Origin of the sequence: Leucobacter chromiiresistens, assembly GCF_900102345.1 — a bacterium.
Lineage (GTDB): Bacteria > Actinomycetota > Actinomycetes > Actinomycetales > Microbacteriaceae > Leucobacter > Leucobacter chromiiresistens.
On the sequence record NZ_FNKB01000002.1, the window covers coordinates 358,104 to 370,941 of the forward strand.

The 12,838-nt window shown below is 71.9% G+C and carries 9 protein-coding genes; 7 read left to right on the top strand and 2 right to left on the bottom strand.

Annotated elements, in window-relative coordinates; translation table 11 throughout:
* Positions 1 to 40 precede the first annotated feature (40 nt).
* A complete protein-coding gene (ilvC, locus tag BLT44_RS14710) occupies positions 41 to 1,099 on the top strand; it encodes a ketol-acid reductoisomerase (RefSeq protein WP_074690450.1) in 1,059 nt (352 codons plus the stop codon).
* 147 nt (positions 1,100 to 1,246) lie between these two features.
* Here the strand turns inward: ilvC and hrpB are convergent, their stop codons facing one another.
* Positions 1,247 to 3,874, bottom strand: coding sequence for an ATP-dependent helicase HrpB (gene hrpB / locus BLT44_RS14715; RefSeq protein WP_074690452.1), 2,628 nt, complete (start codon positions 3,872 to 3,874; stop codon positions 1,247 to 1,249).
* Between the two features lie 94 nt (positions 3,875 to 3,968).
* Here hrpB and BLT44_RS14720 point away from each other — a divergent pair, with 94 nt between their 5' ends.
* From BLT44_RS14720 to serA, 3 genes are all read left to right on the top strand, one after another.
* Complete coding sequence (locus BLT44_RS14720; RefSeq protein ID WP_074690454.1) at positions 3,969 to 4,565, top strand: hypothetical protein; 597 nt, start codon at positions 3,969 to 3,971, stop codon at positions 4,563 to 4,565.
* Positions 4,566 to 4,568: 3 nt separating this feature from the next.
* Positions 4,569 to 4,889 (top strand): hypothetical protein, encoded by a 321-nt coding sequence (locus BLT44_RS14725; RefSeq protein WP_010156608.1) that lies wholly within the window; start codon positions 4,569 to 4,571, stop codon positions 4,887 to 4,889.
* Between the two features lie 89 nt (positions 4,890 to 4,978).
* Complete coding sequence (serA, locus tag BLT44_RS14730) at positions 4,979 to 6,571, top strand: phosphoglycerate dehydrogenase (RefSeq protein ID WP_010156609.1); 1,593 nt, start codon at positions 4,979 to 4,981, stop codon at positions 6,569 to 6,571.
* 229 nt (positions 6,572 to 6,800) lie between these two features.
* On the opposite strand, the gene BLT44_RS14735 is transcribed toward serA, so the two are convergent.
* Positions 6,801 to 7,532, bottom strand: coding sequence for a FadR/GntR family transcriptional regulator (locus BLT44_RS14735; protein WP_176783314.1), 732 nt, complete (start codon positions 7,530 to 7,532; stop codon positions 6,801 to 6,803).
* Positions 7,533 to 7,633: 101 nt separating this feature from the next.
* Here BLT44_RS14735 and BLT44_RS14740 point away from each other — a divergent pair, with 101 nt between their 5' ends.
* The 3 genes from BLT44_RS14740 to BLT44_RS14750 all read left to right on the top strand — a co-directional run bounded on the left by BLT44_RS14740 (position 7,634) and on the right by BLT44_RS14750 (position 12,713).
* Entirely contained in the window at positions 7,634 to 9,175 is a 1,542-nt protein-coding gene (locus BLT44_RS14740) for an amino acid permease (RefSeq protein WP_010156611.1), read from the top strand.
* On the top strand, positions 9,172 to 10,218 hold the full coding sequence (locus tag BLT44_RS14745) for an asparaginase domain-containing protein (protein ID WP_040504965.1): 1,047 nt from the start codon (positions 9,172 to 9,174) through the stop codon (positions 10,216 to 10,218). Before BLT44_RS14740 ends, BLT44_RS14745 begins: the two co-directional genes overlap by 4 nt.
* A 236-nt stretch (positions 10,219 to 10,454) precedes the next feature.
* Entirely contained in the window at positions 10,455 to 12,713 is a 2,259-nt protein-coding gene (locus BLT44_RS14750) for a polyribonucleotide nucleotidyltransferase (protein ID WP_010156613.1), read from the top strand.
* The last annotated feature ends 125 nt before the right edge of the window (positions 12,714 to 12,838 follow it).

Below are 12,838 nucleotides of genomic sequence, written 5' to 3' on the forward strand. Positions count from 1 at the left end.
GTCTTCACGAACGAGCGAAGCGCGCTTCGCTGCACGAGCTATCACGAATCACCACAACGAAGGAGAGTCCCAAGTGGCAGAGATGTACTACGATGCCGACGCCGATCTGTCGATCATCCAGGGCAAGAAGGTAGCCGTCGTCGGCTACGGCTCGCAGGGCCACGCCCACGCGATGAACCTGCGCGACTCGGGCGTCGAGGTCGTCATCGCCCTCAAGGAGGGCTCGAAGTCGACGCAGAAGGCGGAAGAGGCCGGGTTCGAGGTCAAGACCGTGGCCGACGCCGCGGCATGGGCGGACCTCATCATGATCCTCGCGCCCGATCAGCACCAGCGCGCCATCTTCTCCGAGTCGATCAAGGATCACCTGACCGAGGGCAAGACGCTCGCGTTCGCGCACGGGTTCAACATCCGCTACGGCTACATCGAGGCCCCCGCGGGCGTCGACGTGATCCTCGTCGCGCCGAAGGCTCCCGGCCACACCGTGCGCCGCGAGTTCGAAGCCGGCCGCGGCATCCCCGACATCATCGCCGTCGAGGTCGACGCCTCGGGCACCGCGTGGGAGACCGCGAAGTCGTACGCGAAGGCGATCGGCGGCACCCGCGCCGGCGTCATCAAGACCACCTTCACCGAGGAGACCGAGACCGATCTCTTCGGCGAGCAGTCGGTGCTCTGCGGCGGCACCAGCCACCTCGTGCAGTACGGCTTCGAGGTGCTCACCGAGGCCGGCTACCAGCCCGAGATCGCCTACTTCGAGGTGCTCCACGAGCTGAAGCTGATCGTCGACCTCATGTGGGAGGGCGGCATCGCCAAGCAGCGCTGGTCGATCTCCGACACGGCGGAGTTCGGCGACTACGTCTCGGGCCCGCGCGTCATCGGCCCCGAGGTGAAGCAGCACATGCAGGAGGTGCTCGCCGACATCCAGTCGGGCGCCTTCGCGAAGCGCTTCATCGAGGATCAGGACAACGGCGGCGTCGAGTTCCAGGAGCTCCGCAAGAAGGAGGAGTCGCACCCGATCGAGAAGACCGGCGGCGAGCTCCGCAAGCTGTTCGCATGGCAGCAGCAGGACGCCGACTACGTCGACGGCTCGGCTGCACGCTGATCTGATCGCGAATCGAACGCCCGCCGGGGGAGTCCTCCCGGTGGGCGTTCTGCTGTGCGGGGCGCGGCCGGGGCGGGGCCGGGCGGGGCGATCGGGTGCGGGATCGCGCACCCCCTCCGGCGCTCACCTGCGGTGCGCCGCCCAGGTTCACGGGGTCGAGGCGCGCTTCGTGCGGGCGGTGGCGGGCGCCGACCAGGGATCCTCGGGCCACGGGTGCTTCGGGTACCGGCCCCGCATCTCCTTGCGCACCTGCTGATACGGGCCGTTCCAGAACGACTCGAGGTCGTCGGTGACGGCGAGCGGCCTCCGCGCCGGCGAGAGCAGGTGGAAGAGCACGGGAACGCGCCCGTCGACGAGCGCCGGCGTGCGGGCGAGCCCGAACACCTCCTGCAGCTTCACGGCGACGATCGGCCGCTCCGCTCCGGTGCCGGGCTCCGGGTAGACGATGCGCGCACTGCCGCCCGACGGCACGGCCAGTCGCTCGGGGGCGAGCTGCTCGAATCGAGCCGCGTCGGGCCAGGGGAGCAGGCGCCGGAGTGCGGTGGCGAGATCGAGGGAGCGGAGCGCTGAGCCGCCCGAGAACCGCTCCACGTCGGGGCCCAGCCACGCCTCCAGGTCGTCGATCAGTGCGGCGTCGCCCACGTCGGGCCAGGGCGAGCCGAGCTCGGCGTGCAGCAGCGCGAGTCGTGCGCGCAGGCCCCGGGCCGGCTCGGACCAGGGCAGCGAGGCGAGCCCCTCATCTCGGAGCATCAGCGCGATGGCGGGCGCGGTATCCGCAGCGCTCGCGGCGACCGGTGTCGAACTCAGCAGGATCGCGCCCAGCCGCCGCTCCTGCCGCACCTGCACGCGGCCCTGGGCGATGCGCGCCGCACGTCTGTCGGTGCGCAGCGCCGCCCCGAACCGCAGCGCGTCGTCCTCGCGCAGCGCGGCGGCGAGACGGACGACGGCGCCCGTGCCGTCGGCGGCGCGACCGTCGGCCCGCTGCACCTCGCGCACCGCGATCCAGCTCGACGCGAGCAGCGGGCTGCCCTCGGGCAGCGCGGCCCGCGTGCCGCTCGCGAGGAGGTAGGCGCGGGAGCCCGCGTCGACTCTGCGCGCGATCCACTCGGGGCGTGCGAGCGCGACCACCGCGCCCGGCTCGACAGCGCCGGGCGCATCGCGCCGCCGCGCGTCGCCGCCTGTCTCGTGCCGCCGCGCATCGCCGCCCGCATGCGCCGCCGCGATGCGGAGCAGCCGCCGCGCCTCACCGCGCCAGCGCCCCGCCCTGGGCGCGCGGCCTGCTCGCAGCTCGGCGAGCACTCGCGCGAGATCCGAGCCCGGGTCGCGGAAGTCGCCCGATATCGCGGCGACGACCTCCGCGACACCGCTCGCATCGCCCAGCTCGGCGCAGCCCGCGAGCAGGGCGCGCGCCTCCCGCGCGCCGACCGGCAACGGCGCGACGCGCCTGCCGAGGGCGGTGATGCCGCCCGCTGCGTCCACGAGCTCGAGCGCCCGCAGCACTCCCTCGGCCTCGTGCATCGCCGGCTCCGGCGGGCGGGTCAGCAGGGCCAGCCCATCGCCGCGCGGCGTGCCCCAGGCGGCGAGCAGCAGTGCCGCATCGGTGAGGTCGGCCGAGGCGATCTCGGGCGGGGCGTCGGCCGGCACGCGCGCGAAGTCGCCCTCCGAGTAGGCGCGGACGGCGCGTCCCGGGCCGAGCCGGGCTGCGCGGCCCGCGCGCTGCACGGCGCTCGCGCGGGAGGCGCTCACCGTGACGAGACCGGTCATGCTGCGCGCCTGATCCCGGCGCACCTCTCGAGCGAGGCCCGCGTCGACGACGAGTCGCACGCCGGGCACCGTGAGCGAACTCTCGGCCAGCGACGTGCTCACGACGATGCGGGGCGGATCACCCGGGGCGGCACCGCGCACCGCGCGATCCTGCTCGCGGGCGTCCAACCGGCCGTGCAGTGCGAGCACCTCGACCCCGCCGCCGATCGCGTCGACCCGCGCGCGCAGCAGGCGCACCAGTTCGTCGACCTCGCGCCCCCCCGGCACGAACACCAGCGCGTCGCACCCATCGACGCGCTGCGCCTCCGCGGCGACCGCTGCGAGGTGCGCGAGGAACTCGCGGGTGACCCCGCGCTCGTCGAGCCTCGGATGCTCGCACGGGGCGTACTCGACCCGGAGCGGATGGAGCGCCGAGGGCACCTCGACGATCGGGGCGGGGGCGCCTGCAGCGCCGAGCAGATCGGCGACGCGCTGCGCGTTCAGCGTGGCCGACATCGCCACGACGATGAGATCGTCGCGCAGCTCTCGCACCTCCGCGAGCATGCCGAGCAGCAGGTCGCCGTCGACGGAGCGCTCGTGCACCTCGTCGAGGATCACGGCCCCCACGCCCGGCAGGTCGGGCTCCGCGAGCAGGCGGCGCAGCAGCACGCCGGGGGTGAGGGCCTCGAGCCGATGACCGGGATCGAGCACGCGCTCACCGCGCACCGTGAACCCCACGGTGCCGCCGACGGGGGAGCCGTCGAGGTGCGCGATGCGCGCTGCCGCGGCGCGCACGGCCACGCGCCGCGGCTGCGTGAGCAGCACGGTCGGTGCGCCGGCGCCCGGAGTCGCACCCGACGTGCGGGCGAGCAGCAGGTTCGCGACGAGCGGCGGCACGAAGGTCGTCTTCCCGGTGCCCGGCGGCGCGGTGACCACGGCGGCGCCCGCACCCGCGGCGCGCTCGATCGCGTCGGCCGCGTCGGCGACCACGAGGCCGGCGCCGATCGCGGCGAGATCGAAGCGATGCGGCATCGCTCCAGTCTAGAAGCCGCGGCAGGCGGAGGGGCGCGCTCGGCGCCCGCCGCTTTCGGCGGTCTCCGAGTCGCGGACCGATACCCTGGATCCCATGAAGCAGAAGCCGGGCCGCGCGCCGCGGGAACCTCGGGAGAGCTCGCTCGCGAGCGGATGGACCGTCGAAGGCGAGGCGGCGCCCGTCGCCGCTCCGGCCGACGCGCCCCTCGGCGCGGAGCCGTTGCGGCCGGGGCCGCACGCCGGGCCCGTTGCGGCCGCCGCGTCAGTCGCGACGCCACGCTCCGAGGGCGCCGGCACGCCCTCGCCCTCGCCGTCGCTCGCGGGCGAGACGCGTGACGCGGAGCTCGAAGCAGAGCTTGAAGCGGAGCGCGACGAGCGCCCGCAGATGTCGAACGGCGCGCTCGTGGTGCTCGGCGTCTTCGGCGGGCTGTACCTGCTCTACACGTGGGGCTGGTTCATCATCGCCCAGGCCTACTCGGGCAACAACGCGGTCACCGCGGCGGGCAGCGGGCTCATCGGCGGCGTGCTGCAGCAGATCGTGTTCTGGGCCGCGCCGCTCGCGGCGCCGCTCTGGTTCTTCACGGCGCTGGCGCTGAGTCGCGGGGGGCGCACGAAGCGCCTCGCGATCCTGCTGCTCGTCGGAGCGGTCGTACTCGTGCCGCTGCCGATGCTGATCGCGAGAGGGGCCTGAGCGGTGGTGAAACTCATTGCGTCGTGGACTGCCGGGCTGCTGCTCGGCCTGCTGTACCTCTACGCGGTCGTCGCCGGCATCGGCAACTTCGTCGGGCTCGTCGGGTTGAGCGAGGCGCTCGGCACCGGCCTGTCGGGCTCCGGGCGGCTCTGGCTCATCGTCGGCATCGCGATGCCGGTGGTCGCGCTCGCGGCGGCGCTGCTGCTCGGGCGGGGCCGTGGGGCGGGCAGTCGGATCCTGCTGCTCGCCGCAGGGGTCGCGCTGGTCGCCGCGTGGCAGATCGACCTCATGCACGTCATTCCCGAGTCGTCATATTTCGCATAGCCGGGAGCGGGCGATCCGGGCGGGGCTAGACTGGTGACCTGCGTGCGCTGCGCGTATTGTCCTCGTTTTCAACCCGAAGGATCTGCTTGATGTCTGCGCCGGTCGTGCTGATCGCCGAACAACTTTCGCCCGCAACCATCGCCGCTCTCGGCCCCGACTTCGAGGTGGTGCACGTCGACGGCACCGACCGCGACGCGCTGCGCTCGGCGCTCGGCACCGCGGATGCGGTGCTCGTCCGCTCCGCCACGCAGATCGACGCTGAGGCGCTCGGCTGGGCGCCGAAGCTCAAGGTCGTCGCCCGCGCGGGCGTCGGTCTCGACAACGTCGACATCAAGGCTGCGACGCAGGCCGGGGTCATGGTGGTCAATGCGCCGACCTCGAACATCATCAGCGCCGCCGAGCTGACGGTCGCGCACATCCTCGGGCTCGCCCGCCACCTGCCGCGCGCCCATCAGTCGCTGGCTGCGGGGGAGTGGAAGCGCTCCGCGTTCACGGGCATCGAACTCTTCGAGAAGACCGTCGGCATCATCGGGCTCGGGCGCATCGGCGCCCTCATCGCCGAGCGCCTCCGCGGCTTCGGCGTCGAGCTCATCGCCTACGATCCGTACATCACGGCGGCCCGCGCCCAGCAGCTCGGTGTGCAGCTCGTCTCCCTCGACGAGCTCGTGGAGCGCGCCGACTTCCTGACGATCCACATGCCGCGCACGCCCGAGACGCTCGGCATGATCGGCGCGGAGCAGCTGCGCGCGATGAAGCCGACCGCGTACGTGGTCAACGTGGCGCGCGGCGGACTGATCGACGAGGATGCGCTGGCCGAGGCCCTGGCCGCGGGCGAGATCGCGGGCGCCGCGCTCGACGTCTTCGTGCAGGAGCCGCCGGCGGACACGCGTCTCACCGGGCTGCCGAACGTCAACGTCACCCCGCACCTCGGCGCGTCCACGGACGAGGCGCAGGAGAAAGCGGGTGTCTCGGTCGCGAAGTCCGTGCGCCTCGCCCTCGCCGGCGACCTCGTGCCCGACGCGGTGAACGTGGCCGGCGGCGCGATCGACGAGTACGTGCGCCCCGGTCTGCCGCTCACGGAAAAGCTCGGTCAGGTCTTCGCGGGGCTCGCCGACGGCGCGATCGCCTCGGTCGACATCGAGGTGCACGGCGAGCTCGCCGACCACGACGTGCAGGCGCTGCGCCTCGCCGGGCTCAAGGGCCTGTTCTCGAAGGTCGTCAGCGAGCCGGTGTCGTACGTCAACGCACCCCTCCTCGCCGACCAGCGCAACATCGACGTACGGTTCTCCGTCGATGCGCAGTCGGAGAGCTACCGCAACGTCATCACGATTCGCGGCGCGCTCACCGACGGCACGCCCATCTCGGTCTCGGGCACCCTCACGGGCCCGAAGCAGGTGGAGAAGATCGTCGAGATCAACGGGTACGAGGTCGAGCTGCCGATCCCCGAGCACCTGATCGTCTTCAGCTACGTCGACCGCCCGGGCATCGTCGCGACCTACGGCGGCGTGCTCGGTGAGGCGGGCGTGAACATCGCGGGCCTGCAGATCGCACGCGACGAGAAGCGCGGCACCGCCCTGTCGGTGCTCTCCGTGGACGCGCCCGTCGAGGACGCGCTCATCGGAGCGCTCCGCGGCGCCATCGGTGCGGAGAGCATGCACACGATCGACATCGACGCGCTGTAGGCGTCGGACCTCGAAGCCCCTTCCGAGATCCCCGCGGGAGGGGCTTCGCGCTGGGCGCCGCGTGCTGCGCGCCGCCTCGCGCAGGAGATCCCGCCTCGTGCAGGTGCGATCGGCGGATTCCTCCCTGCATGGCGCCGGATCCCCTGTCTGAAGCGCGGCGCTCGGCGCGCGGCGCGCGGGCGCGCGGGCGCGCGGCGCGCGGCCCGCCGCTACCGCGGCCGACCCGCCGCTACCGCCCGGCGCGGATGGCCGAGGCGACCGCCTCGATGTGCCGCAGTGCGGCGCGCTCGGCCGCCGCGCGATCGCCCGCCTCGATGGCGGCGAAGATCTCCGCGTGCTCGACGTCGGAGTCGAGCTGGCGGGCCTGGGTGATGTTCAGGAACTCCGACTGGAGGTCGAGCGAGCGCCGCATGGACGCGGTGATGCTGAGCAGCACGGAGTTGTGGCTCGCCTCGGCGATGAGGGTGTGGAAGTCGCGGTCGAGGCGCACCCAGTCGTGCAGCACGGTGGTGTCGAGCATCCGGCTCAGCAGTCGGCGCATCGCGTCGAGCTCCGCCGCCGTGCGCCGCTGAGCGGCGTGCCCCGCGGTCGGCACCTCGACGTGGATGCGCGCCTCCATGAGGTGGTCGGGGTCGAAGCCGCCGAACTCGGACACTCCGGAGGGCGTCTTCGAGACGACGTAGGTGCCGCTGCCGCTGCGGGTCTCGGTCAGACCGAGGGTCGCGCAGGCGTGCAGAGCCTCGCGCACGACCGATCGGCTGACGCCGAACTGCTTGGCGAGGGTCAGCTCGCCGGGGAGCCGGTCGCCGGGGGAAATCGCATCGTCGTCGATGAGATCCCGGATCGCGCGGAACGCGGCCTCGGTCGCGCTGATGCGCGTGACGGGGGAGTGCATTGACGGACCTTTCGGGAGCGCGTCGCGGGCTCGCTGGTCGAGGGTCGGCGTCGGCGCAGAGCTCATGGGAACAGGATATTGAACTTCTCCCATTTTCGGGTAACCTGTCTGACAGCCGGACAGGTGAGCACAGGCCCATCGGCGGTGAAGCGAAGAAGGTTCGAACCATGAACGATGAAGTTCTGCCGCTCGGCGGGAGCGCCGCCGACGCCCCGAGCGGTGCCGCACCGCACGCGACCGCCGTCGATGCCGGAGACTCCGGATACCAGCGCGGGTTGAAGCGCCGCCACCTCACCATGATCGCCATCGGCGGCTCGATCGGCACCGGCCTGTTCCTCGGGGCGAGCGGCCGCATGGAGATCGCGGGCCCGTCGCTCGCCTTCGTCTACATCATCTGCGGCATCTTCGCCTTCCTCGTCGTGCGCGCCCTGGGCGAGCTCGTCATGTACCGCCCGTCCTCCGGGGCGTTCGTCTCGTACGCGCGCGAGTTCATGGGGGAGAAGGGCGCGTACGCGGTCGGCTGGCTGTACTTCCTCAACTGGTCGACCACGGTGATCGCCGACATCACCGCCGTGGCCCTCTACATGCACTTCTGGGCGGTGTTCGTGCCGATCCCGCAGTGGCTCCTCGCGCTCACCGCGCTCGCGATCGTGTTCGCCATGAACGTGGCGTCGGTGAAGCTCTTCGGCGAGATGGAGTACTGGTTCGCCATCATCAAGGTGGGCGCCATCGTCGCGTTCGGCGTGATCGGCATCTTCCTCGTCGTCACGCAGACCCCGGTCGACGGGCGCACGCCGGGCTTCCAGCTCATCACGGAGAACGGCGGCTTCTTCCCGAACGGCGTCGGCGCGATGTTCGTGATCGCCCTCGGAGTGGTCTTCGCGTTCGGCGGAACCGAGATGGTGGGCGTCGCGGCAGGCGAGTCGGAGAACCCGCGCGCCGCGATCCCGCGCGCCGTCAACTCCATCATGTGGCGCATCGTGCTCTTCTACGCGGGATCGGTCATCCTGTTCACCCTCCTGCTGCCGTGGAATGCCTACTCCGGCTCGGAGAGCCCCTTCGTCACCGTGATGAACTCCATCGGCATCCCCTACGCCGGCGACATCATGAACGTCGTGGTGCTGACCGCGGCCATGTCGAGCCTGAACGCGGGACTGTACGCGACCGGGCGCACCCTCCGCTCCATGGCCGTCGCGGGCACGGCTCCGGCTTTCGCGAAGCGGCTCAACGCCTCGGGCGCACCCTACGGCGGCATCATGATCACGGCCGCGATCGGCGTGCTCGGCGTCGGCCTGAACTTCGTCGTGCCCGCACGCGCCTTCGACATCGTGCTGAACCTCGCGGGCATCGGCATCGTCGGCACCTGGGCGTCGATCATGGTCTGCCATGCGCTGTACGTGCGCCGCACCCGCCGCACCGGCGAGGGGCGCCCCGCGTACCGCCTGCCGTTCGCCTCCGTCACGAACGCGGTCACGCTCGTCTTCCTGATCGGCATCGTCGTGCTCATGGCGCTCGACGCGGCGGTCGGGCAGATCACGCTCATCGTCTTCGCGGGGGTCGTGATCCTCATGGTGATCGGATGGTTCGCGGTGCGGGGCCGGATCAACGCGTCGGCATTCACGGCGGCGTTCTCGATTCCCGACGCGGCCTTCGTCGAGCAGGACCAGCCGGGCGACGGGCGGCCGGGCGACGGGCGGCCGCGGGCATGAGGGATCGCACCCGGTCGCCACGGCTGCTGCTGGTCTACTGCGGCGGAACGTTCGGCATGCACGAGACCGGCGACGGCCTCGCCGCCCAGACGGACCTCGGCGACGTGCTCTCCGGGCTCGTGGACGCCTGGGCGAGGCGCCACGGCCACCCGGTCGACTGGCGGCTCGCGGTGCCGCGATCCGTGATCGACAGCGCCGAGGCGACCCACGGGACGGCGCTCGAGATCGCCGACCTCATCCGTGAGCGCGTCGCCGAGGGCATCTCGGGCGGCGCGGTGCAGGCCGTGGTCGTGGTGCACGGCACCGACACGCTCGCGCACAGTGCGGCCCAGGCGGCGTTCGCGCTCGCCGACCTCGCGATCCCGATCGTCTTCACCGGCGCCCAGCGCCCGATCGGCATCCCGGGAAGCGACGCGGAGCGCAACTTCGACGACGCGTTCCGCGAGGCGCTGTCGGGCGAGGAGCCGGGGGTGCGCCTCGTCTTCGGCGGCGCCGCGATGCCGGCCTGCCGCGCCGTCAAGCGCTCGAGCGAGGCGTTCGACGCCTTCATCGCACGTCGACCGGCGGCCCGCCCCGTCGACGGGGTCGGCTCGGAGCTGGCGGAGGCCCTCGCCGCGTGCGCGCATGCGCCGGCGCCGCGCGTCGGAATGCTGACGATGGTGCCGGGCCTGCCCGCGGAGATGCTCGGGGCCGCGCTCGACGCGTTCCCCGAGGGGCTGGTGCTCGAGTGCTACGGCTCCGGCACGGGGCCGCTCGTCGGGCCGGCGCACCTCGAGACGCTGCGCCGAGCCCGCGACTCGGGTACGCCGGTGCTCGCCATCACCCGCTGCGAGGACGGCGCGGTCGACCTGCCGCGCTACGCCGTGGGCGCCGCCATCGCGGCGGCCGGGGTGATCGGCGGCCACGATCTCACCGCCGAGGCGGCGATCGCGAAGCTGCGGGCGCTGCGGCGGGCGGGGCTCGCGGGCGCCGCGCTGCGCAGCGCCCTGGACCGGAATCTCGTGGGGGAGCAGCAGCGCTCGGGGAGCGCCCCGGAGCGATGATCCTGGGCATCCCCAGGGTGCGGTGCTACGCTGGGGGGAGCGGGCGATCGCCCGCATCAAACGAAGAACCGAGCACGCTGATCGGCGGGCTGGTCTTCGGTGGTGGATCCCTCTGATCCGCGCGGAGCGGTGCGCAGGGTGGTCGTCTACTGAACATCAGCATCCGCGGTCGAACGCAGCGCATGCCGGCGCGATCCGGACTGTCCATCGCGTGCTCTCGTGAGTAAGGAGAACCCGTGGAGGGTCCTGAAATCAAGTTCGCCGAGGCCGTGCTCGATAACGGCACGTTCGGCAAGCGCACCATCCGTTTTGAGACCGGTCGTCTCGCGCAGCAGGCGCAGGGCGCCGTCGCCGCGTACCTCGACGAGGAGACGATGCTCCTCTCGGCGACCAGCGCATCGAAGCAGCCGAAGGATCACTTCGACTTCTTCCCCCTGACCATCGACGTCGAGGAGCGCTCGTACGCCGCGGGCAAGATCCCCGGCTCGTTCTTCCGTCGCGAGGGCCGCCCGTCGACCGAGGCGATCCTCGTCTGCCGCCTGATCGACCGCCCGCTCCGCCCCTCCTTCGTGAGCGGCCTGCGGAACGAGGTCCAGGTCGTCATCACCGTCCTCTCGATCGCGCCCGGCGAGTTCTACGACGCCCTCGCGATCAACGCCGCCTCGGCGTCGACGCAGATCTCGGGCCTCCCGTTCTCCGGCCCGATCGCCGGCGTGCGCCTCGCGCTCATCGGCGACCAGTGGGTCGCCTTCCCGAACGCGGAGCAGCTGCAGGACGCGGTCTTCGACCTCGTCGTCGCCGGCCGCGTCGTCACCGACGCGCAGGGCAACGACGACGTCGCGATCATGATGGTCGAGGCCGAAGCGACCGAGCACAGCTGGGAACTGATCCGCAGCGGCGCGAAGAAGCCGAACGAGGCGGTCGTCGCCGAGGGGCTCGATGCCGCGAAGCCGTTCATCGCTCAGCTCTGCAAGGCGCAGTCGGAGCTCGCAGCGCAGTCGGCGAAGGAGATCGCCGACTACCCGGTCTTCCTGCCCTACACCGACGAGGTCCTCGCAGCCGTCGACGCGCTCGCGCGCACCGAGCTCGCGCCGATCTACCAGATCGCCGACAAGCAGGAGCGTCAGAACGCCGACGACGCGCTGAAGGCGCGGGTGAAGGAGGGCATCGCCGCGCAGGTCGAGGCCGGCACCCTCCCCGAGTCCGCCATCGCGCAGGTCTCCGCTGCGTACAAGAGCGTGACGAAGGACATCGTGCGCACCCGCGTGCTCACCGAGGGCGTCCGTATGGACGGTCGCGGCACGAGCGACATCCGCGCGCTCGACGCCGAGGTCCAGGTCATCCCCCGCGTGCACGGCTCCGCGATCTTCCAGCGCGGCGAGACCCAGATCCTGGGCGTCACCACGCTGAACATGCTCAAGATGGAGCAGCAGATCGACTCGCTCTCCCCGGTGACGAGCAAGCGGTACCTGCACCACTACAACTTCCCGCCGTACTCGACCGGAGAGACCGGCCGCGTCGGCTCCCCGAAGCGTCGCGAGATCGGGCACGGCTTCCTGGCCGAGCGCGCCCTCGTGCCGGTGCTGCCGAGCCGCGAGGAGTTCCCCTACGCCATCCGCCAGGTGTCGGAGGCGCTCGGATCGAACGGCTCCACGTCGATGGGCTCGGTCTGCGCCTCGACGCTGTCGCTGCTGAACGCGGGCGTGCCGCTGCGCGCACCCGTCGCGGGCATCGCCATGGGCCTCGTCTCCGACGAGGTCGACGGGGAGACGCGGTACGCGGCGCTCACCGACATCCTGGGCGCTGAGGATGCGCTCGGCGACATGGACTTCAAGGTCGCCGGCACCGCCGACTTCATCACCGCGATCCAGCTCGACACCAAGCTCGACGGGCTCCCCGCCTCCGTGCTGAAGGGCGCGCTGACGCAGGCGCACGAGGCCCGCCTGACGATCCTGGGCGTGCTGAACCAGGCCATCGACGTGCCCGACGAGATGGCTCCGACGGCGCCTCGCGTGCTCACGGTGAACATCCCGGTCGACAAGATCGGCGAGCTGATCGGCCCGAAGGGCAAGACGATCAACGGCATCCAGGATCAGACCGGCGCCGACATCTCGATCGACGACGACGGCACCGTCTACATCGGCGCGACCGACGGGCCGGCCGCGGAGGCCGCGCGTGCGCAGGTCAACGCGATCGCCAACCCGCAGAACCCCGAGGTCGGCGAGCAGTACCTCGGCACCGTCGTGAAGAACGCCGCGTTCGGCGCCTTCATCTCGCTGCTCCCGGGCAAGGACGGCCTGCTGCACATCTCCGAGGTGCGCAAGCTCGCCGGCGGCAAGCGGATCGAGAGCGTGGACGACGTGCTCTCCGTCGGTCAGAAGATCCTCGTGAAGATCACGAAGACCGACGACCGCGGCAAGCTCTCGCTCGAGCCTGTGATCGAGGAGCAGGCCGCCGAGGCGGTTGACGCTCCGGCGGCACCCGCAGCGGAGTAATCCGCGCAGCGCGGTGCGCCGCACCCGACGCCCGCCGTCCCGTTTCGGGGCGGCGGGCGTCGTGCGTTGCGCGTTCGGCTCTCTCATGAAATGCGACACGATGTGCGGGCATCAACGCCCCGGGG

Bases quoted from the DNA above. Each gene is read 5' to 3' on its own strand.
- BLT44_RS14745 (WP_040504965.1), top strand. From the start codon at position 9,172: ATGAGGGATCGCACCCGGTCGCCACGGCTGCTGCTGGTCTACTGCGGC.
- hrpB (WP_074690452.1), bottom strand. From the start codon at position 3,874: ATGCCGCATCGCTTCGATCTCGCCGCGATCGGCGCCGGCCTCGTGGTC.
- serA (WP_010156609.1), top strand. From the start codon at position 4,979: ATGTCTGCGCCGGTCGTGCTGATCGCCGAACAACTTTCGCCCGCAACC.
- BLT44_RS14735 (WP_176783314.1), bottom strand. From the start codon at position 7,532: ATGAGCTCTGCGCCGACGCCGACCCTCGACCAGCGAGCCCGCGACGCG.
- BLT44_RS14720 (WP_074690454.1), top strand. From the start codon at position 3,969: ATGAAGCAGAAGCCGGGCCGCGCGCCGCGGGAACCTCGGGAGAGCTCG.
- BLT44_RS14740 (WP_010156611.1), top strand. From the start codon at position 7,634: ATGAACGATGAAGTTCTGCCGCTCGGCGGGAGCGCCGCCGACGCCCCG.